Below are 19,296 nucleotides of genomic sequence, written 5' to 3' on the forward strand. Positions count from 1 at the left end.
CCTTAAATCACTAAGCCTTTGGTTGTTGCCATTTACTGTCCCCCTTTATTTGGGAGAAATCTATCCTCGTATCGATTGATTTTTGCTGGGATGGCGTGATGGCCGGATAAATAGGGTATGACAGTGGTTGTTGTGTTCGTGACTTAGAAACAAGCTCCTTGTTAGCTATTTGTATTAATTGTAGTTTATTCGCTAATCTCGTTGATGCTTAGGGAATGGCATAGGGTTTCTCCCTCTGGGCAAACGGTAATACCTGAATTCCGCTAGAAATCATAAAAGAGTGGCTGAGCAAGGCTTTTGCTACTCATCAGGCATGCTGTCGCTTGCTGCTGGGCTAAACTGTCAATACTGATGTGTGGGGCGCTGGCGGAGTCAATACCGTGGATATTGAAGCGTGCGAGTCAATCTATTGCCCCATCTTTGTTTCACTGCCAAATCAATGCTTCACGACTGAGTAGATCTGAGTTTACTGAAGCTGATTTTGTGAACCGTTTGATAGCGAGTTTGATAACGAGTGTACTTGAGAGTTGAATTAGCTGGATACGAGCCATTTTGGTGTTATGGACAACCTAAATAGCATGTCATTCTGATGGCTAGAATTGACCTGTATTGGTAAGACCAATTAACCTTTTGTGTTTTTGGCTTCAAAGTTTTCACATTTTTGGTGTGAATAACATCACGCTTTAGCAATATCTACTTCACAGCATTAGCGCGTTGTATGGTACAAAGCGAGACTTTAGTGAATCATCATTTTCAGCAAATCAACATCTCGGTTTTGATTCGTGCTATCTGCGCAACGGCGCTGCAGGAGAGATATATGCTACGCATTCAAGTCTGTTTATCTGAAGTTGGAGTCATGCAATGAAAAGCCCAAATCCATCATCAACCCCAACGGTGACAAACACTGCCCACGAAGCACCACAGGTTTCAGCGCACTTTAGTTGTTATAATCAGGCGGAAATTTACGGTACCAGCAAAGTGGTTAAAGCGCCTTGGCAATCCTTTGGCCTGGCTGTGTTTGCTGGCGCCTTCATCGCCTTAGCCTTTGTATTTTATCTGACAGTGACCACAGGTGCTGGCGATGCGTCTTGGGGTTTAGTTCGTTTCGTTGGGGGGATAGCCTTTAGTTTAGGCCTGATTTTAGTGGTAGTTTGCGGCGGCGAGCTGTTTACCAGTTCAGTACTCAGTACCGTCGCCTGGGCACAAAAACAAGTCTCTGGCGCTGAATTACTCAAATGTTGGTGCCGGGTTTATGCGGGCAATTTTGTCGGCGCTATACTGATGGTTTGTTTGATCACCGCCGCGGGCATGTATGAACTCGATGGTGGTAACTGGGGATTAAATGCCCTTAAAGTGGCGCAACACAAACTGCATCACACTTGGATCCAAGCTTTTAGCTTAGGCATTTTGTGTAACATGTTGGTGTGTTTAGGCGTGTGGATGACCTTCGCCAGCCGTGATGTGTTGACTAAATCCCTACTGTTGATCTTACCCGTGGCCATGTTCGTCAGCAGCGGTTTTGAACACAGTATCGCTAACCTGTTTATGGTGCCTATGGGCATGATGATCCAATCTATCGCCAGCCCAGAATTCTTTGCATCTTTAGGTGTGACTCAAGAGCAGTTTGCCGATTTAACCGTGACTAACTTTATATTCAACAACTTAATCCCCGTCACCCTAGGCAATATTGTCGGCGGTGGTGTGATTGTGGGTTTAGGTTATTGGTGGATAGAGCAGGGGAAAACGACGTCAAGTGATCCACACAAAGCTCACCATGAGCACTTTTCAACGCCCCATTCACATACCGAAAAACCTCAACATGCGAGTGAAATTAAGCTGACGAAGCATTCTTAGAACGCCTTTAATTATCAGTCTGAAGTGAAAGTGCCCAGCAAATCGCTGGGCATTTTTTATGCTTATTTACTGGGCTGCGTAAAAGAAGCAAATAAAAACGGCATCCTAAGACGCCGTTTTTTGATTAGGTTCTAATTGAGAAATGAGATATTAGAATTTCTGTGTATATGTTGCCGTAAATGTACGGCCATATAAGTTGTATAGAGAAGCATCATATTTAAGATTAGAATCTAAAACCGGGTCTTCATTAGTTAAGTTTCGAATACCTAAACTAATTTTTCCTTCCCACGGTGTAGCATAGCCATAGCTAATATCGAATGTCGTTTGCGAAGACAAGCTTCCAACTTGGGCGTATGTATTTGGATCTGTTTTTTCTGATTGACCGTCAATATATTGTGTCAATATAGATGCTGAGTGATCACCATAGCTCCAGTCGATAACCCAAGTGAATCTGAATTCAGGCATACCATTACGGCCAATTTTATCATTTACTGGCCCCTCAAAATATTCTTCCTCATTATATGAAAGAATATAGCTTAGATCGTACGAACTGCTAAAGTCACCAATAGCGGTTTCAAATCCACTATATGTTAGATTGAAGTCTATACCAGAAGTATCGAAACCGTTGCCATTTGCTTTAGGTGTTGTTGCTGACAACAACTTTCCATTAGGATTATCGCCTACACGTTTAATTTCACCGCGGCTTAAGTTACCGTAACCAACTTTTTGTTCTTCTTTTAGTAGTGAGTCCAAAGAGACAAAAGTAATAACATCTTTGATATCTAAGCTATAATACTCAAATTTACTACTTAGTTTATCAGTGATGTCCCATACAAGTCCTAAGTTGTAGAAGTTTGATGTTTCTGGTTGCAACTCTTTATTTGCAGTGCGTGTCACATCATATTGCTTAGCTTTACAGTCAGCAACATTAGTGCCTAGAACATCGCAGTAATGGTAATCCGTTGCCGTATCTGCACTAAACGAATCTGAAGCAATTAGATCTGACAATGATGGTGCGCGGAAACCTTGACCCCATGATGCTCTGAATACAACGTCATCTAAGAGTTGATATCTTAGGGCGACTTTTGGTGTTGTAGCAGAACCAAAGTCAGAGTAGTTATCGTAGCGATAAGCTAAGTTTAATTCTAAATCTTCGGTTACAGGGATAATGGATTCAGCGAACAGTGCATAGACATCACGATCACCTGAAGCACCATTACCAGATGAACCAATAACGGCACCAGCAGCGGTTTGCGCATCAACGTTAGCTTCATATTTATATTGGAGAGCTTCAGTTCCTATGTACCAACCAATGTTACCTGCGGGTAATTCAATGGCTTCAAAGTTTACACCAGCATTGACACTTTGAAACTCCATTATGTCTTGCTTAAGGGTTTCGTGAGCCATGTCGGCTATAACAGATGCACTATTACCTTCAGGACCAAAGTTGAAAATGCCATCTTTAACATATCTTTCAACTGTAGGTCTGTGTACATATCCAGTACCATAGTTACTATTTTCAGCTAAATTATAATGATATGTAAAATCCCAACCGAAGCTGTCATGCGTACCAACTAAACCCAATTGAATGTCAGTGCTGTAATCGACAGTTTTCGCATCACGAGTACCAACATCTGTGAAGCGATAATAAGCTCGCCCAGCATTTTCGTTCAAACTGTTACCAGTGTATTTGCCATTTGCATCGTAATTTTTTACTTCAACTTGACCTGGGGCGACATTAAACCAGCCTGCTGCTGGAGCATAGCGGCCAAAAGTCTCATTGCGAGAGAATAGACCTAAGCCTTGAAAAACGATTTCATCAGAAAGTTCATATTCTGCATTTACATAGCCAGCAGTGTAAGAACGTGCAGCATGATCAGCTGCTTCTGCAGTAAAATCGTAACCACAAACATAGTCACCATCGCCAGCATCATAGATATGCCCACCACCCACCATCTTAGGATTATCACAAGCCGACATGGGCTTAAATTGGCCTGTTTTTCCATCAAGGAAATTACGAGCGTAAGTTGAAACGCCAGTGGTATCGTCAAATTTTGGCGCTAGGACATTGGAAGAACTTGAAAACCAGCGATCACGTTGATAAATGATTTCGCGGTTTAAGTGTTCAAAAGAGAAAGTGACACTGCCTTTTTCACCAACAGCGCCACCCACAATTTGTGTCTTCCATTCTTCACCACCATCTTGCACTGGTTGTGAGCTGGTCGCTGAAACTTCAAGGCCTTCAAAGCCTTTTTTAAGAATAATATTGACTACGCCAGCAACAGCATCTGAGCCATATACTGCGGAAGCACCATCTGTTAATACCTCAATTCTTTCAATTGCAGCAGTTGGGATAGTATTAAGATTGACAGCGGTTCCACCTAATGTTGGCGAGCCTGGCATACGCTTGCCATTTAATAGCACTAAAGTACGATCTGAACCCGCACCACGGAGGTTAATTGTCGCTTGTGACTGAGCACTACTACCTGAACGTTCTGAAGTAGACCCGAAGCTGTTTAAGTTACTTCTACGCAGTACGTCAGCAACAGACATTTCTCCTGTTTTCTCTATATCGGAGGCACTGATAGTTGTAACGGGTGATGATCCTTCCATATCGGTACGTTTAATACGTGAGCCCGTTACTTCAATACGTTCAACTTTTGCACCGTCGTCAGCAGCAAATACAGCTGACGTTGATAAAGCCGCTGTAGTAGCTCCGCCTATTAACGCAAAGCGAACTGCTTTGGCTAATGTAGAATTTGCGCGCATTTTATTCTCCCTTAACACATGTTGTATGTTTATTTTTATTTTTCTTAAATGGTTACTTATGTAAAGAATAAGCACTCATTTAATTAAGCTCAGGATATAACCACAAGAAAATAACAAGTGCAACACTGAGCTTTAATGGCTCTTGTTGTTAGTTTGTTAATTAAAGTGATTTAAAGGTTGTAGGTAGATTTGTCTTGAGCCAATAAACATGGGAGCGGGGTCTATTTACTGATGAATTTGTTTGTGATACCTCCTTGTTGTTTCTACTTGTTGATGCTTTGGTGGTAAATGTGTTTATGTTATGTTTTTAGTTTGTTTCGCGCATTGGGTTGTAAAAATAATATTTTGTGATTATTTTCATGTAAAAAATATAAAAGCTGATTAATATAGGGTTTGCCATTCTATATATTTGGAATTAAAAGCTTTAAGGTTTAGGTGATATAAGGTTTTTTGTGCGGTTTAATTTAATGTAATTTTGTTATCCACGATTTGTAGTGATGGACTCAATAATTACAGTGCGTAATCCTGTAAAGGTTGATAAGTAATCTTTTGTTGAAGTGAATGTCAAATTTTAATCGCTTAAATATTAAATGAAGGTGAATATGTATTCACCTTCATTTTGGTTTATTTTCTAGTTTGAAAATAATCTCTCATGTAACACTAATACATTTTACAAACTGCAATTCTGTTTATTTACTCTCAAGCATGGTTTTTTGTTCTATCGCTTTAAATTGCACTGGAAAGAAGTGTGCTAAATAGCGTAGAGCGACATAGACAACCACTAAGGTGGCGATCACAAGCTCGAATTCTGCTAGGTATTTTATCCATACCGCTAACTCACCCATGTTATTGAACTGGGTTAACCAAGCGGCGGTTTTAAAGAGCGCGGTAGCACCGATAACCATAGGGAAGGTAAAGGCTGCATAGCCTGGGCTAAAGGGTAGCTTTAACAGGTGAAAGAAGGCCAAGTAGATGATGCTCGTCATCAAAATGGCGATGCTCAGCAGTAAGGCGACTAAGGGAATTGACGCCTGCTCGCAAACGGTCAGATAGCCAGCGAGTGATAAACTGGCGGGCGCCGCGAGAATGGCTATGGTTGGTTTAGCTGCGTCGGGTATCGCCTGACAGAAAATGAGGCGATAGAGCATTAAAGGCAGCATGACTAAGTAAGCTAACATCCCAAAAACCAAAATGGCGTTTGCTAGCCATTCGTAGTCAGATACAGGGAAAGACACCGCCGCGACTATGATGCCAATCGGTGGCACGAACCAGCTTGGTACCATATGCTCGAGTTTAAAATCGATGGCGCGGTAGTAGATAAACGCGCTTAAGAAGAGCACATGAATACCTATGGCCACTAGCCACAGGGTTAAGCCAGCTTGGGGGAAATAATCGCCAAGTGTTTTAGACACGACCATCAGCCCCATGGCGAAGGTGGGGATCACGCTACCAATCACTGGGTGGCTGAGTTCGTCCTTTAGAATAATCGGATGCAGCATAAACTTACCCATGAGCAGTAACAGCAACACAGAGGCGATGATGGCGCCTGTGAGTTGTCCTGCGCCATTAAGTGAAGGTGTCATGTTCTCCCAAGTCCAACCTAAGCTGGCAATGGCAAGTGCCAGCCCTGCTATAGGGCTGGGAAGTTTAGCTGCGTGGGATGTCCAGCGTTTGCGTTTTGAAGTCATGTTGAATACCTCTCAATACTGACAATGCTTAACATCGCTTTTTGGGGCGCTGTTTTGATGTCCTCAGTTTACTGCGGGTATCAATGATAAATAAATTTGATTAATTTTATTCATTAAGTAAGTTTTCCTTACTTAAAGGTTGCCATTAAACTTAAGGTTTGAGTTTACAGCGCAGTAGCGTGTGCCCTAGGCCAAGATTGTCTGTATCTTCATCCACATACAGTCCCGCTTGGTGAAGCAGGGCCAATAAATCCTTAGAGTGATACATGCGGCTATTGCCATTGGCCATGACGCTGAAATAGAGGCTCGTGGCATTTACGCAGTAGGCAGAGGCGGCCGATGGCTGTCTATCCCAAAAGGTTTCGACGATAAAGAGTTGGCTGTTTGGCGTCATTGCCTTTGCCGTGCGTTGTAAAATGCTCAGGATCTGGCTTGTTGAAAAGCAATCTAGAAACTGGCTCATCCAGTAAGTATCCGCGCCATCGACAAAAGGCAGGGTGTCGTCCAGCAGATCGGTGGCAAAGGTATGGACTCGCGCGGCAACGCCCCGTGCGATGGCATTTTGCGTCGCCACTTCAAGTTGTCCAGGGTAATCCATGATCGTGACTTCAATGTTGGCGTCATAGTCACAGCAGCTCAGCGCCCATTTGCCTGTGTTGCCACCTATATCCACTAAATGGCTTGGCTTATGGGCAAACACTAACGGCAGAAGCTGTGGAAAGGCATGATCCGAATAGTAATGATCGAAGGCAAACCAGCTCTGTTTCGCTTTGGGTGGTAAATCCTTCAAGGCAGGGTAGATAGTATCCCAGTCACCGAAAACCTTGAGTCCTGCGGCCTTGCCTTCGAGTAGTGCGGTATCAAGGCTAAAAAGGCCTTGATAACAAACGTCCTGCACAAAGTTAAGGTTGATGGCGGCCATGTCGTCATGGAGTAAAAAGTGCCCCGTTTTGTCGAGTACATAGCCAGACTCATGCTGCCAAACGAGCCCCATGCTGAGCCCCATATCCAGCAAGACTCCAAGGGCGTACTCGCTCAGTGGTGTCGATTGGCTTAACTCGGCCGCAGTGATCCCACGTTCAGCCGCGTTATCTATTTGCGCTAACACATCGAATTTGAGCAGACAGTGGGCGACTTGAAAACTAATGGGGCCAAAGGCGATTTTTTGCGCTTCAAATTTAGCATTAAAGGCGCTGATATGACTTGGAGTGCGGTAAAAAGGCATAAAAAGGAATCGATTGACGAGAATATCTGTGCTTTATAACTCACTGAGCCGCTAATGCTACTGGTGATACTGAGAACTATGAGCTGCATCCAAACTTGAGCTAGAACTTGTTTACGCTCTGCAGTCGGGATCTAATTAATGCAATGTCACAAATAAAAAATACCCAGCAGAGGCTGGGTATTTAAAGGGCTGGGTATTTTAAAGGGTAATCCAACATCGATTATTGAATGTTTTCTTCGTCGCCGAATTGGCCTTGGAACAAGACTGAAGATAAGTAACGTTCGGCAGCCGATGGCAAAATCACCACAATGGTTTTGCCCGCAAATTCTGGCAATTCAGCGATGCGGTTTGCGGCAACAACGGCGGCACCTGATGAAATACCCACTAAAATGCCTTCTTCTTGCATTAAGCGACGGGCCATGTCGATGGCTTCATCATTGGTGACAGCTTCTACGCGGTCAATCAACTCTAAATCTAAGTTACCAGGGATAAAGCCTGCACCAATACCTTGGATTTTATGTGGACCAGGTTGTACCGGTAAACCCGCTAAGGTTTGCGCAATCACAGGAGAATCTGCTGGCTCAACCGCCACTGAGGTAATGGTTTTGCCTGCTACTTTTTTCAAGTAACGGCTGACACCTGTAATCGTACCGCCCGTACCTACACCGGCAACAAACACATCCACTTCGCCATCGGTATCATTCCAGATTTCTGGACCTGTGGTTTTTTCATGGATTTCTGGGTTAGCAGGGTTATTAAACTGCTGTAATAAAATGTATTTTTCAGGAGCCGATTGACGGATTTCTTCCGCTTTATCAATTGCACCTTTCATGCCTTTCGCGCCTTCTGTCAGCACGAGATTTGCGCCAAGGGCTTTGAGCAGTTTACGACGCTCTAAACTCATGGTATTTGGCATAGTCAGGGTAAGCTTATAACCACGGGCCGCGGCAACATACGCCAGCGCAATACCTGTGTTACCAGACGTCGGCTCAATCAGCTCGTGATCTTTAGTCAGTAGCCCCTTTTTCTCGGCATCCCAAATCATATTGGCACCGATACGGCATTTAACACTGAAACTTGGGTTACGCGCTTCGACTTTGGCCAGCACTTTACCTTGGCTAACACGGTTTAAACGTACTAGCGGGGTATTACCAATAGTATATGAATTGTCTTCGAAAATTTTGCTCATGGATTGCTTGCTCCTATGTTGGCACTATTGAATCATAATCTGCTGTGGCGCTTTTAGAAGTGATTGTTTGTTCTTCTTTATTCGATTTGGTTATTAAAGGATGTGCTGTTATTCGCAAACCCTGATTGGCAGCCCGTTTAACTGTGTTAACCTCTTGCTAACATAAAAAAGATTGTTGCATTCGCAAGGATAACTTCTTGATGTGTCAATCGTAAAACAAGCCTATCACTCGTATCGGACAAGACGCAAACATGAAACAACAACAAACGGATTTGGGCAAAGACCCAAAAACTATGGTGACTCCCCATGCTTTTACCATCGCAGACACTGTGCTTTATACGCCATTGGCGGCGCCGCTAAAACGCGCTTTAGCCATGCTGATTGATGGCTTGCTGATCACAGTGTTAGCGGAGCAGATGGATTGGATGTTTGTATTGCTGGTGGTCGGTATCATTTATATTGAGAAACGCAGTCATAAATTGGGTCGTTTACTCAAATGGGGACTTTATGCCGCGATGTTGGCTTTTATGCTGCTCACGACCGCCGATAACCTGCTTAATGTTAATGGCTCAAACAATACCGATAATGAGCAGGCAGTAGAGGGGGCAGCATTGGGTAAACAAATTCTTACCTCGCTTCCGGCCATCATTTCGTTGAGCCTTTGCGACAATTACGATTGTGGTAAAACTCAAGTTCAATCCCTACGCGAGATGATAGAAAATGCTTCAGCATCAAAGGGCATGACAGAGATTGAGCGACGGGAGATAGTCCTTAGCGCCATCGCCAACAGTAGTTTGTCTGCCGCAGACAGCGAAAAGCTCCAGACGGAAGTGCTTGATGGCACCTTGTGGCCGGTTATCGCGCCCCAAGCTGAGTTGCCAATGCCTGATACCCAGTCTGAGCCGCTTAAGTCGATTCAAACCATTGAAACCAGTGAACCAACCGATGCCGCGCAAGGTCTTGTGGCTAACACTGTAAAAGTACCCGAAGCGACAAATGTAACCAAAACTGTACTTCAGCTAGGCACAAAAGGGAAAAGCGCCGATGATGAAAAGGAATCCACCACTCACAGTGTTATCGCTTGGGTTAAAGGTTTTATGAGTGACATGGGATTGGGCTTTGGTTGGGCGGCGTTTTACTTTACCGTCTTTACCGCGCGGTTTGATGGTCAAACCTTAGGTAAGAAGATGCTTGGTATACGGGTGATCCAGCTTGATGGCGCTAAAATCAGTTTATGGGCCGCCTTTGGCCGTTACGGTGGTTATGCCGCAGGCTTCACCACTGGCTTACTTGGCTTTATGCAAATATTTTGGGATGCCAATCGGCAGGGGATCCAAGATAAAATATCTTCAACAGTCGTGATAGACTTAGCACAAATGCATAAAAAGCAACGATTAGAGCAGCAAGTACAGGGGCAAAGTGAGTTAGCGTCTGCGCTTACAAATGATAATGCCGCCTCTGCTCACCTTACAACAAGCACCCGTTCGGAGCACCTATGAAACAGGTCGTGATTTCGGGGAGTGGCTTATTTACGCCGCCCCACAGTATTTCTAATGAAGCCTTAGTTGAGAGCTTCAATGCCTATGTGGATATTTACAATCTTGAAAATGCAGGCTTAATCGAGCAAGGCCATGTCGAGGCTTTGTCCTATTCCTCGAGCGAATTTATTGAAAAGGCCTCGGGCATCAAGCACAGATATGTGATGGTGAAAGAGGGCATTCTCGATCCCGAAGTCATGATGCCGTTAATTCCAGAGCGCAGCAGCGACGAGTTATCTATGCAGGCTGAAATTGGGGTTGAAGCCGCATTGATGGCACTTAACAATGCCAATCTCAAGGCTGAGCAAATTGACTTAGTGATTGTTGCCTGCGCTTATACTCAGCGTGCGTATCCTGCTATGGCGATTGAAATTCAACGTGCACTCGGTACGCGCGGTTATGGTTACGACATGCAGGTAGCGTGTTCATCGGCGACGTTTGCAATTGTCGCCGCGGCTAATGCCATTGCTACGGGTTCTGCCTCAAGAGTGTTAGTGATCAACCCTGAGATTTGCTCGGCACAGGTGAATTATCGCGATCGTGACAGCCATTTTATTTTTGGTGATGTCGCGACCGCACTGGTACTGGAAGAGCAAAGTCTAGCTCAATCTGACAATCTGTTTAAAATCCTCTCAAGCCGCTGTTTTACTGATTATTCGAATAATATTCGCAGTAATTTTGGTTTCTTGAATCGCTGCGATCCGAGTGCTGCCCATCAGGCCGATAAACTGTTCCACCAACAAGGACGCAAAGTGTTTAAAGAGCTGCTGCCGATGATTTACCAACATTTGGATGAACATCTGGCCGAACAAGCATTAACGCCGCAGTCTTTTAAGCGTTTATGGTTGCATCAAGCGAACATCAACATGAACCAGTTTGTGGTGAGAAAACTGTTAGGGGATGATGTATCAGCGGAACAAGCGCCTGTCGTGTTAGACGAGTACGCCAATACCGCATCTGCTGGCTCTGTGATTGCATTTCATAAGTATTCCAGCGACTTTAAAGCGGGTGATTTAGGCTTATTAAGCTCCTTTGGTGCGGGATATTCCATCGGCAGTGTGATTTTGCAGAAGTGCTAAGCTGAACCTAGTAGCGCAGATTGTTCTGCGATCTTTATCAATAAAAACAGCCTCAATTGAGGCTGTTTTTATGTTGCAGGAATCGATATCAAACCCACATCATTTTAGACAAGTATTGTTATCTTTAATTATTCTGGTGCGATTGCATGATTGCGGTAGGCTTCACGATACTTGTCGACCCACATCGCCGTTGCGCCACAAATCGCCACAGGCATCACGATAAAGTTGACGATGGGGATCATCGAAAACAGTGTCACAGTAGCGCCAAAGCTAAAACTCGTGCCACGGGTTTGATTCAAGGCAAAGCGCATATCCTTAAAACTGACCTTATGGTTATCGAAGGGGTAATCGCAGTACTGAATTGCCATCATCCAAGCGCTGAACAGGAACCATAAGATTGGCGCCAGCGTTTGGCCCACCATAGGCACTAAAAACAGCAACAAAAATATCAGTGCGCGGGGCAGATAGTACTTGAGTTTGATCCACTCACGCCCGAGGATACGCGGTAAGTCTTTGATTAAATCGATGCCAGTACCGGTATTCAGCGGCTTGCCAGTTAATAGTTGCTCGACTTTTTCAGCCAACAGACCATTAAAGGGGGCGGCGAGCCAGTTCATCACCGAGCTAAACACAAAGGCGAGCATCACCAGCATAGTGGTCACTGCGAGTGGCCAAAGCAAAAAGTTTAACCAGCTTAAGTAGTCAGGCAACTGGGCATTCATCCAAGTGAATAGCGTATCTAACTGGCCTATTGCTACATAAATGACGCCCGCAAACAGCAGCAGGTTGATCATCAAGGGAATAAACACGAAAGTGCGCAGGCCTTTACGTGTAATTAAACCAAAGCCATCGAGAAAATAATTAACGCCGCTTTTGGCTGGGAAGGGCAAGGTTTTCTTCTGTGTCATATCGTCTTTCCAAAAAGTTGGGCTACATCTTGAGAGACTGCCTGATATAAAGATAACTGCGATTGTGATCAACTCATGGGCAGATGACAAGCTAAAAGCCGCATGAATTCAATAAAAAGCGTTACAAAATGCTGCCTGCTTTGTTAAAGTTGGCCGATAAATGTATTTGCACCACTGGGCTCATTTTCGGGCCAGACTTCAGAGACGCGCTAACTGGCACCATGAGATTAAAACAGATAAAACTTGCCGGCTTTAAGTCGTTTGTCGATCCCACTAAAATTCCTTTTTTACAGGCATTAACCGCCATTATTGGCCCAAATGGCTGCGGTAAATCGAATGTGATCGATGCCGTGCGTTGGGTATTGGGTGAAAGTTCGGCGAAACACCTGCGCGGTGATTCGATGGCCGACGTGATCTTTAACGGCTCAAGCGCACGAAAACCTGTGTCTGTGGCGGGTGTTGAACTTATTTTTGAAAATAAAGATGGTCGCCTCGCGGGTCAGTATGCCAGTTACGAAGAAATCGCCGTTAAGCGTCAGGTGAGCCGAGACGGTGAGTCTTGGTATTTTCTCAATGGCCAAAAGTGTCGCCGTAAAGACATTACCGACTTGTTTATGGGCACAGGTCTTGGTCCGCGCAGCTACGCCATTATTGAGCAGGGCACGATTTCTCGCCTTATCGAATCTAAACCTCAAGACTTGCGCACTTTTATTGAAGAAGCCGCAGGGATTTCTCGCTATAAAGAACGCCGCCGCGAAACCGAAAATCGTATCCGCCATACCCGCGAAAACCTCGAGCGTTTAGGCGATATTCGCAGTGAACTCGGCAAACAGTTAGATAAACTGGCGCAGCAGGCCAAGGCCGCGAAGCAATATCGTGAGCTAAAACAGGCCGAGCGCAAGACCCATGCTGAACTCCTCGTGATGCGCTATCAAGAGTTGCAAGATCAGATGGCGAGTCTGTCTGAGCAAATCCGCGCCATAGAAGTGCAACAAGCGGCGGCGCAGTCGCTCGCGCAAACCGATGAATTGCAAACGACTGAATTGCAAGTGCAACTCGCCCAATTAGCGGAGCAAGAACAACGCGCAGTTGAAGCCTATTATCTGACGGGCACCGACATCGCTAAGTTAGAACAACAGTTACAGAATCAAAAGCAGCGTGATGCCCAGCTCGAAACCCAGTTGGCGCAAGTGAAAGAGCAGATCCTGCAAAACACCGATAAGCTCAACGGCTATAAAGCGAGCCTTAGCGCGTTAGAACTTGAGCTTGCTAAGCTTGGGCCGCAGCATGCTGAACAGCAAGAAATCATGGATGAGCTGCAATCCCAATGGGAGATGAGCATAGAGCGCAGCCAGCAGCAGGCTGAAGTTGCGCGTCAACAGGCCGTTGATGTTTCTCAGCACAAGTTACAGCTTGAACTGCGCCGCAGTCAGTTAGCGCATCAGCAGCAATTATTACAGCATAAACAGCAGCAAAGCAGTGAGCAGCAAGCGCAGCTCGTCGCTTTAGTGGACAGCGATTTCGCCTCAAACATCACGCCACTGCAACAAGAAATTGAGTCTCTTGCTGACGCCACTAGGCTACAAACCGAGATTAATCATCAGCAAGAACAAATTGTTAGCGCAAGCACGCAAGCTTTGGATGACGCCCGCCATAGCGCCGAGCAAATTCAGCAGCAATTAACCGCGACTAAAGCGCGTCATGAGCTGGTTGAACAGTGGTTGACTAAGCAGGAACAGCAAAGTGATAAACCGCAGTTATGGCAGAGTCTAACCGTTGACAATGGTTGGGAAACCGCGGCCGAACTCGCCCTCAATGGCTTGTTGACCTTGCCCGTTGGCGTCACTGAAACCGAAATGGGGTTTCAAGCGATAACGTCGCAATACACCCAGAGTGAGTACTTACAGGCTGAGGTGAATCTTGCCCCTTGGTTAGCGGGGCTTAAGTGGGCAAAAGATATTCACGCAGCAAAACAGCTACTGCCGCAGTTAAAGACCGATGAGCGGATTGTCACCGCCGACGGGTATCTCCTCGGGCAAGGTTTTTTAATCACTAAGACAGAGGGCGCTCAGTCACTGGTACAGCTCAGTAAAGAGCAAGCCCAGTTAGCGCAAAACATCCTCGATTTACAGCAATCCTTGCACCTACTGCAAGATAAGATGACGGCACTTGCGGCTACCTTGCAGCAGCAAAGACAACAATTGACTGCTGGCGCGCAAAAATTGCATCAATTACAGTTGGATAAAGCGACGAAGTCGATGCAGCTCAGTGGCTTAACTGAGCAAGTAAAGGCGCGCGCTGAGCAGCAGAGCAAACTTGAAGCGGCATTAAGCGCGAGCTTGCTTGGCATTGAACGCTTGAGCGAGCAACTCGAGTTATTGGGTGAGCAAGAAACAGAGCTTGATGATGCGTTGCAGGCGAGTATTGATATTCAGCGACAACTCACCCAAGACACGCAGGCCGATAGCGTGCGCCATCAAGCATTGAAAGCGCGTATAACTGAGGTTGAACGTCAGTTATCGACCACAGCTTCTGCCTTACAAGCTGTAACGATGCGCATGGCCGTCAGTACCGAACAAATTGAATTACAGCAAGTGCGTGTCAATGAACTTATCCACACTCGTGAGTCAGTGTTAGCTGAACTTGCCAAAGTCGCCCAATTGAGTGGCGTACAAAATAGTGTGCAGCTGACTGAGCAGTTAACGCAGTTATTGCAGCAACAACATGAGCAACAACAGGGCTTAAAAAACGTCCGTCAGCAGCAAAGTGGGCTCACTGAGACATTAAACAGTATCGGAATAAAGCAAAAACAAGAGCTTGGTAAGCTTGAGGGCTTGACTCAAAGCCTGAGCACGTTAAAGTTACGTCGTGAAGGAATAAAAGGCCAAGCCAATAGTCAGCTGGAAGCCTTACAGGAACAGCAAATTGTTCTGTCTGAAATCCTTGGAAACTTGCCCGCGGAGGGCATGCCTGACAAGTGGCAGAGTGATTTAGATCAAATACGGCAGAAAATTGTTCGCTTAGGCGCGATTAACCTTGCGGCTATCGAAGAATTTGAACAGCAAAGTGAGCGAAAATCCTATCTTGATCATCAAGATGACGATTTAAATAAGGGACTGGCGACCTTAGAGGAAGCGATCCGTAAGATAGACAAAGAAACCCGCAGCCGCTTTAAGACGACATTTGACTCAGTCAATGAAGATCTCGGACGCTTATTTCCAAAGGTGTTTGGTGGCGGTCGAGCTTACTTAGCATTAACGGACGATGATTTGCTGGAAACCGGCGTCACTATCATGGCGCAGCCGCCAGGTAAGAAGAACAGCACAATCCATCTTCTTTCGGGTGGTGAAAAAGCCTTAACCGCTTTATCATTGGTATTCGCAATTTTTAGGCTGAATCCTGCTCCCTTCTGTATGCTAGACGAAGTGGATGCGCCATTAGACGATGCCAACGTAGAACGTTTCTGTCGATTACTGAAAGAAATGTCGCAGAGCGTACAGTTTATTTATATCAGCCATAACAAAATAACCATGGAAATGGCTGATCAACTTATAGGCGTGACTATGCACGAGCCCGGTGTGTCTCGTATAGTCGCGGTAGACATAGAGCAAGCGGTGGCGATGGCTGACGCTGGATAACTAGAACAAAGACAGGGTAACCAATGGAAGATTTGCAACTAGTATTGTTTGTTTTAGGCGCCATAGCCATAGTTGCTGTGCTGGTGCATGGATTTTGGTCTATCAGAAGACAACAACCTAAGTCATTGAAAGATAGTCCAATGGGCAATTTTTATAAGAAACAGGCCGAGAAAGGTGAGTCGAGCCCTAAGCGAATTGATGCCGAAGGATTTGATGCCGACGGTATTGGTGCTGTGCGAGTGCGTAAAGCTGGCGAACTTGCGCCTAACAACGAGACTCCCGCGGCCAATCCTTATTTGAAACAAGAAGTAAAGCTAGAGACTAAGCCGCAAGAATTGACATCGCCAGAATTTAAAGCAGAACTTAAATCAGGGTTTAAGGTAGAAACGAAACACGAACCTATTCCAGCTCAGCCTGATTTTAGCTTGCAGCCACCAGTTGCAAAAGAGCAACACCGCGGTCCTAAAGTCTCGCGCCAAGAGCCCGTCTTGGGCACGCAAGTGCCGCAAATGGGTCAATCCCATGCTGCTATTGTGGCGCAAAAAGCCGCTGAGCAAGAACAGGCGCTACGTGCCGCGCCGCAGCAAACTGCTTTGTTTGAAGAAAATGAATATGAAACAGATCATCAACAAGTAGCGCATGTTGAACAAGCCGCTGAAGATGAATTAGGTGAGCCACGCGACGTGCTGGTTTTACATGTGGTCGCAAAAGATGGCCAACAGCTGAACGGCGCTGAACTACTGCCTTGTTTCTTAACTTTGAACTTTAAATATGGCGACATGAATATTTTCCATCGCCATGTGGATAATGCGGGCAATGGTAAAGTCTTGTTCTCTATTGCTAACATGCTAAAACCTGGCGTGTTTGATCCGGACAACATGGAGCAGTTCAGTACTCAAGGTGTGGTATTTTTCATGACGTTACCTTGCTACGGCGATGCTTTAATGAACTTCTCGATTATGCTTAATTCTGCGCGCCAACTCGCTGAGGAGATCGATGCCGTGGTGCTCGACGGTCAACGTCTGCCTTGGGGCGAGTTTACTAAGCAAGATTATTTACACCGCATTCGCGCTAACGCTTAGCCGACGCCGCAATTTGGCGGTTTATATATTGATGAGGCCGCTAATTGCGGCCTCATTTTTTATGATCTACTTTTGTTATCTAAAGCATTCTGGATAAAGAATATGCAAGACATTCAACTCGATACACTTCTGTCAGAAGACGTTAACCCTGAAAACGCATCGCAGGTGATGCAGGTGCTCAGCCAATCACTGAACGAGCACAACATTCGTTACTATGTGGATGATGCGCCGAGCATTACTGATTCTGAGTACGACAGGTTGATGCAGTGTTTACTCAAGCTTGAGGCGTTATATCCCCATTTGATTGTGGCTGATTCACCGACTCAAAGGGTGGGCGGATTGGCGCTCGCCAAATTTGATCAAATCACTCACCTTAAACCTATGTTGAGCTTAGATAACGCCTTCGATGAAGCGGATTTCAGTGCTTTCCACAAACGTGTCACCGATAAAGTGGGTGAGGTGAGTTTTTGCTGCGAGCCTAAACTCGATGGCCTTGCCGTGAGTATCTTGTATAGAAATGGCGTACTTGAGCGCGCCGCGACCCGCGGCGATGGTTCTGTCGGTGAAGACATCACTGAAAACGTTAAAACCATTAAATCGATCCCGCTTAAACTGCGCGGCAATGATTTCCCTGAACTCGTTGAAGTGCGCGGTGAAGCCTTTATGCCAAAAGCGGCCTTTGAGGCTTTGAATGACAGGGCGCGCGCCAAGGATGAAAAACTCTTTGTTAATCCCCGTAACGCCGCCGCTGGCAGCTTACGACAACTCGACAGTAAAATTACCGCTGCCCGTTCATTGGCTTTTTATGCCTATGCGTTAGGGGTTGTTGAGCCGGATTCTCATCCGTTAGCTAAAACCCATTTCGAGCAGTTACAGCAGCTTAAGTCGTGGGGTTTACCCGTTAGTAGCGAAATCAAAGTCTGCGCTGAATTAAGCCAAGTCTATGACTACTATAAAGACATTCTCACTCGTCGCGGTGATTTAGCCTTTGAAATCGATGGCGTCGTGATGAAAGTTAACGATATTGCCCAGCAGCAACGTTTAGGTTTTGTGGCTAAATCTCCCCGCTGGGCAATTGCCTATAAATTCCCCGCACAGGAAGAAATGACTCTACTTGAAGGCGTCGATTTCCAAGTGGGCCGCACAGGTGCGGTGACGCCAGTGGCGCGCTTAAAGCCAGTATTTGTTGGCGGCGTGACGGTATCGAATGCGACGCTGCACAATGCCGATGAAATTGCCCGTTTAGGCATTAAAGTCGGTGACACTGTGATCATCCGCCGCGCTGGTGATGTGATCCCACAAATTGTTGCCATAGTGCCCGAAAGACGCCCTGAAACAGCGACTGATATTGTATTCCCACACAATTGTCCTGTGTGCGGCAGTTTAGTCGAGCGTCTCGAAGGTGAGGCAGTGGCGCGTTGTAGCGGTGGTTTATTCTGTGAAGCGCAGCGTAAAGAAGCGATTAAGCATTTTGCTTCTCGCAAGGCTTTGGATATCGATGGCATGGGCGACAAAGTTGTCGAGCAATTGATTGATAAAGAACTCGTCCAAAGTCCTGCAGATCTGTTTAAGCTCACCGCCTCTATGATGACTATGCTCGACCGCATGGGGATGAAGTCGGCAACCAATTTAGCGGCGGCGATTGAAGCTGCCAAAACTACAACACTTGCGCGTTTTTTATATGCCTTGGGTATTCGCGAAGTGGGCGAGGCGACGGCGGCAAACCTTGCGGCGCACTTTGCCAGTTTAGATGCGCTGCGGGTGGCAAGTGTGGAGCAGTTAACTGAAGTGGAAGATGTTGGCGCCGTGGTGGCCCAGCATGTGGCCCACTTTTTTGCTCAGCCGCATAACCTTGAGGTTATCGATGCCTTAATCGCTGCTGGTGTGCATTGGCCCGCCATTGAAGCGCCAAGTGCAGAGGCGCAGCCGCTTAAAGGCCAAACTTGGGTATTGACCGGTACCTTAAATCAGCTCAATCGTAATGATGCTAAAGCGCAGTTGCAGGCGCTGGGGGCAAAAGTCGCTGGCAGTGTGTCGAAAAATACCGATTGCTTAGTGGCAGGTGAGGCGGCAGGTTCAAAACTTGCGAAAGCGCAGGAGCTTGGCGTTAAAGTGATGGATGAGGATGAGTTATTGGCACTGCTCGCTGCGAACGCTTGATTGCTGTGGGCTGAAATAGGCCGCTGGCTCTGGTCTGATGTTTTGAATCTACAGTTTAAAAACCACTGAATCGTAAGTATTAAATAGCGCCTTACCTATGGCGCTATTTTTATTTGCACGCGTAAAAAGAAATGGGGGAAAGATAGTCTGCTTTGGCTATTGAATT

General features: G+C 45.9%; 11 protein-coding genes. 6 read left to right on the top strand and 5 right to left on the bottom strand.

Annotated elements, in window-relative coordinates; genetic code table 11:
• Nucleotides 1–861: 861 nt before the first annotated feature.
• The gene (gene focA / locus Q4Q50_RS02645; RefSeq protein ID WP_259541584.1) at nt 862–1,854 is read left to right on the top strand and encodes a formate transporter FocA; all 993 of its coding nucleotides are present in this window, start codon (nt 862–864) and stop codon (nt 1,852–1,854) included.
• A 150-nt stretch (nt 1,855–2,004) separates the two neighbouring features.
• Here the strand turns inward: focA and Q4Q50_RS02650 are convergent, their stop codons facing one another.
• From Q4Q50_RS02650 to cysK, 4 genes are all read right to left on the bottom strand, one after another.
• Nucleotides 2,005–4,623: a TonB-dependent receptor plug domain-containing protein gene (locus Q4Q50_RS02650; protein ID WP_311898256.1), complete on the bottom strand. Its 2,619-nt coding sequence runs from the start codon at nt 4,621–4,623 to the stop codon at nt 2,005–2,007.
• A gap of 689 nt (nt 4,624–5,312) precedes the next feature.
• Complete coding sequence (locus tag Q4Q50_RS02655; protein ID WP_311898258.1) at nt 5,313–6,311, bottom strand: TDT family transporter; 999 nt, start codon at nt 6,309–6,311, stop codon at nt 5,313–5,315.
• 151 nt (nt 6,312–6,462) lie between these two features.
• Nucleotides 6,463–7,536, bottom strand: a complete 1,074-nt coding sequence (locus Q4Q50_RS02660; protein WP_311898259.1) for a methyltransferase — start codon at nt 7,534–7,536, stop codon at nt 6,463–6,465.
• A 220-nt stretch (nt 7,537–7,756) separates the two neighbouring features.
• Entirely contained in the window at nt 7,757–8,725 is a 969-nt protein-coding gene (gene cysK, locus Q4Q50_RS02665; protein ID WP_006085400.1) for a cysteine synthase A, read from the bottom strand.
• 251 nt (nt 8,726–8,976) lie between these two features.
• Between cysK and Q4Q50_RS02670 the strand changes: the two genes are divergently transcribed.
• Complete coding sequence (locus Q4Q50_RS02670; RefSeq protein ID WP_311898260.1) at nt 8,977–10,224, top strand: RDD family protein; 1,248 nt, start codon at nt 8,977–8,979, stop codon at nt 10,222–10,224.
• A complete protein-coding gene (locus Q4Q50_RS02675; protein WP_311898261.1) occupies nt 10,221–11,342 on the top strand; it encodes a beta-ketoacyl-ACP synthase III in 1,122 nt (373 codons plus the stop codon). The genes Q4Q50_RS02670 and Q4Q50_RS02675 overlap by 4 nt, the downstream gene beginning before the upstream one ends.
• Nucleotides 11,343–11,470: 128 nt before the next feature.
• On the opposite strand, the gene cysZ is transcribed toward Q4Q50_RS02675, so the two are convergent.
• Nucleotides 11,471–12,250, bottom strand: a complete 780-nt coding sequence (gene cysZ, locus Q4Q50_RS02680) for a sulfate transporter CysZ (RefSeq protein ID WP_311891742.1) — start codon at nt 12,248–12,250, stop codon at nt 11,471–11,473.
• A gap of 221 nt (nt 12,251–12,471) precedes the next feature.
• Between cysZ and Q4Q50_RS02685 the strand changes: the two genes are divergently transcribed.
• The 3 genes from Q4Q50_RS02685 to ligA all read left to right on the top strand — a co-directional run bounded on the left by Q4Q50_RS02685 (nt 12,472) and on the right by ligA (nt 19,130).
• A complete protein-coding gene (locus Q4Q50_RS02685) occupies nt 12,472–15,888 on the top strand; it encodes a chromosome segregation protein SMC (protein WP_311898263.1) in 3,417 nt (1,138 codons plus the stop codon).
• Between the two features lie 23 nt (nt 15,889–15,911).
• Entirely contained in the window at nt 15,912–16,970 is a 1,059-nt protein-coding gene (gene zipA, locus Q4Q50_RS02690) for a cell division protein ZipA (protein ID WP_311891740.1), read from the top strand.
• Nucleotides 16,971–17,072: 102 nt separating this feature from the next.
• On the top strand, nt 17,073–19,130 hold the full coding sequence (gene ligA / locus Q4Q50_RS02695; RefSeq protein WP_311898265.1) for an NAD-dependent DNA ligase LigA: 2,058 nt from the start codon (nt 17,073–17,075) through the stop codon (nt 19,128–19,130).
• The last annotated feature ends 166 nt before the right edge of the window (nt 19,131–19,296 follow it).

The organism is Shewanella scandinavica, assembly GCF_031932065.1.
GTDB classification, from domain to species: Bacteria; Pseudomonadota; Gammaproteobacteria; order Enterobacterales; family Shewanellaceae; genus Shewanella; species Shewanella baltica.

Coding starts and splice junctions, on each gene's coding strand:
- focA (WP_259541584.1), top strand. CDS start 862: ATGAAAAGCCCAAATCCATCATCAACCCCAACGGTGACAAACACTGCC.
- Q4Q50_RS02650 (WP_311898256.1), bottom strand. CDS start 4,623: ATGCGCGCAAATTCTACATTAGCCAAAGCAGTTCGCTTTGCGTTAATA.
- Q4Q50_RS02655 (WP_311898258.1), bottom strand. CDS start 6,311: ATGACTTCAAAACGCAAACGCTGGACATCCCACGCAGCTAAACTTCCC.
- Q4Q50_RS02660 (WP_311898259.1), bottom strand. CDS start 7,536: ATGCCTTTTTACCGCACTCCAAGTCATATCAGCGCCTTTAATGCTAAA.
- cysK (WP_006085400.1), bottom strand. CDS start 8,725: ATGAGCAAAATTTTCGAAGACAATTCATATACTATTGGTAATACCCCG.
- Q4Q50_RS02670 (WP_311898260.1), top strand. CDS start 8,977: ATGAAACAACAACAAACGGATTTGGGCAAAGACCCAAAAACTATGGTG.
- Q4Q50_RS02675 (WP_311898261.1), top strand. CDS start 10,221: ATGAAACAGGTCGTGATTTCGGGGAGTGGCTTATTTACGCCGCCCCAC.
- cysZ (WP_311891742.1), bottom strand. CDS start 12,250: ATGACACAGAAGAAAACCTTGCCCTTCCCAGCCAAAAGCGGCGTTAAT.
- Q4Q50_RS02685 (WP_311898263.1), top strand. CDS start 12,472: ATGAGATTAAAACAGATAAAACTTGCCGGCTTTAAGTCGTTTGTCGAT.
- zipA (WP_311891740.1), top strand. CDS start 15,912: ATGGAAGATTTGCAACTAGTATTGTTTGTTTTAGGCGCCATAGCCATA.
- ligA (WP_311898265.1), top strand. CDS start 17,073: ATGCAAGACATTCAACTCGATACACTTCTGTCAGAAGACGTTAACCCT.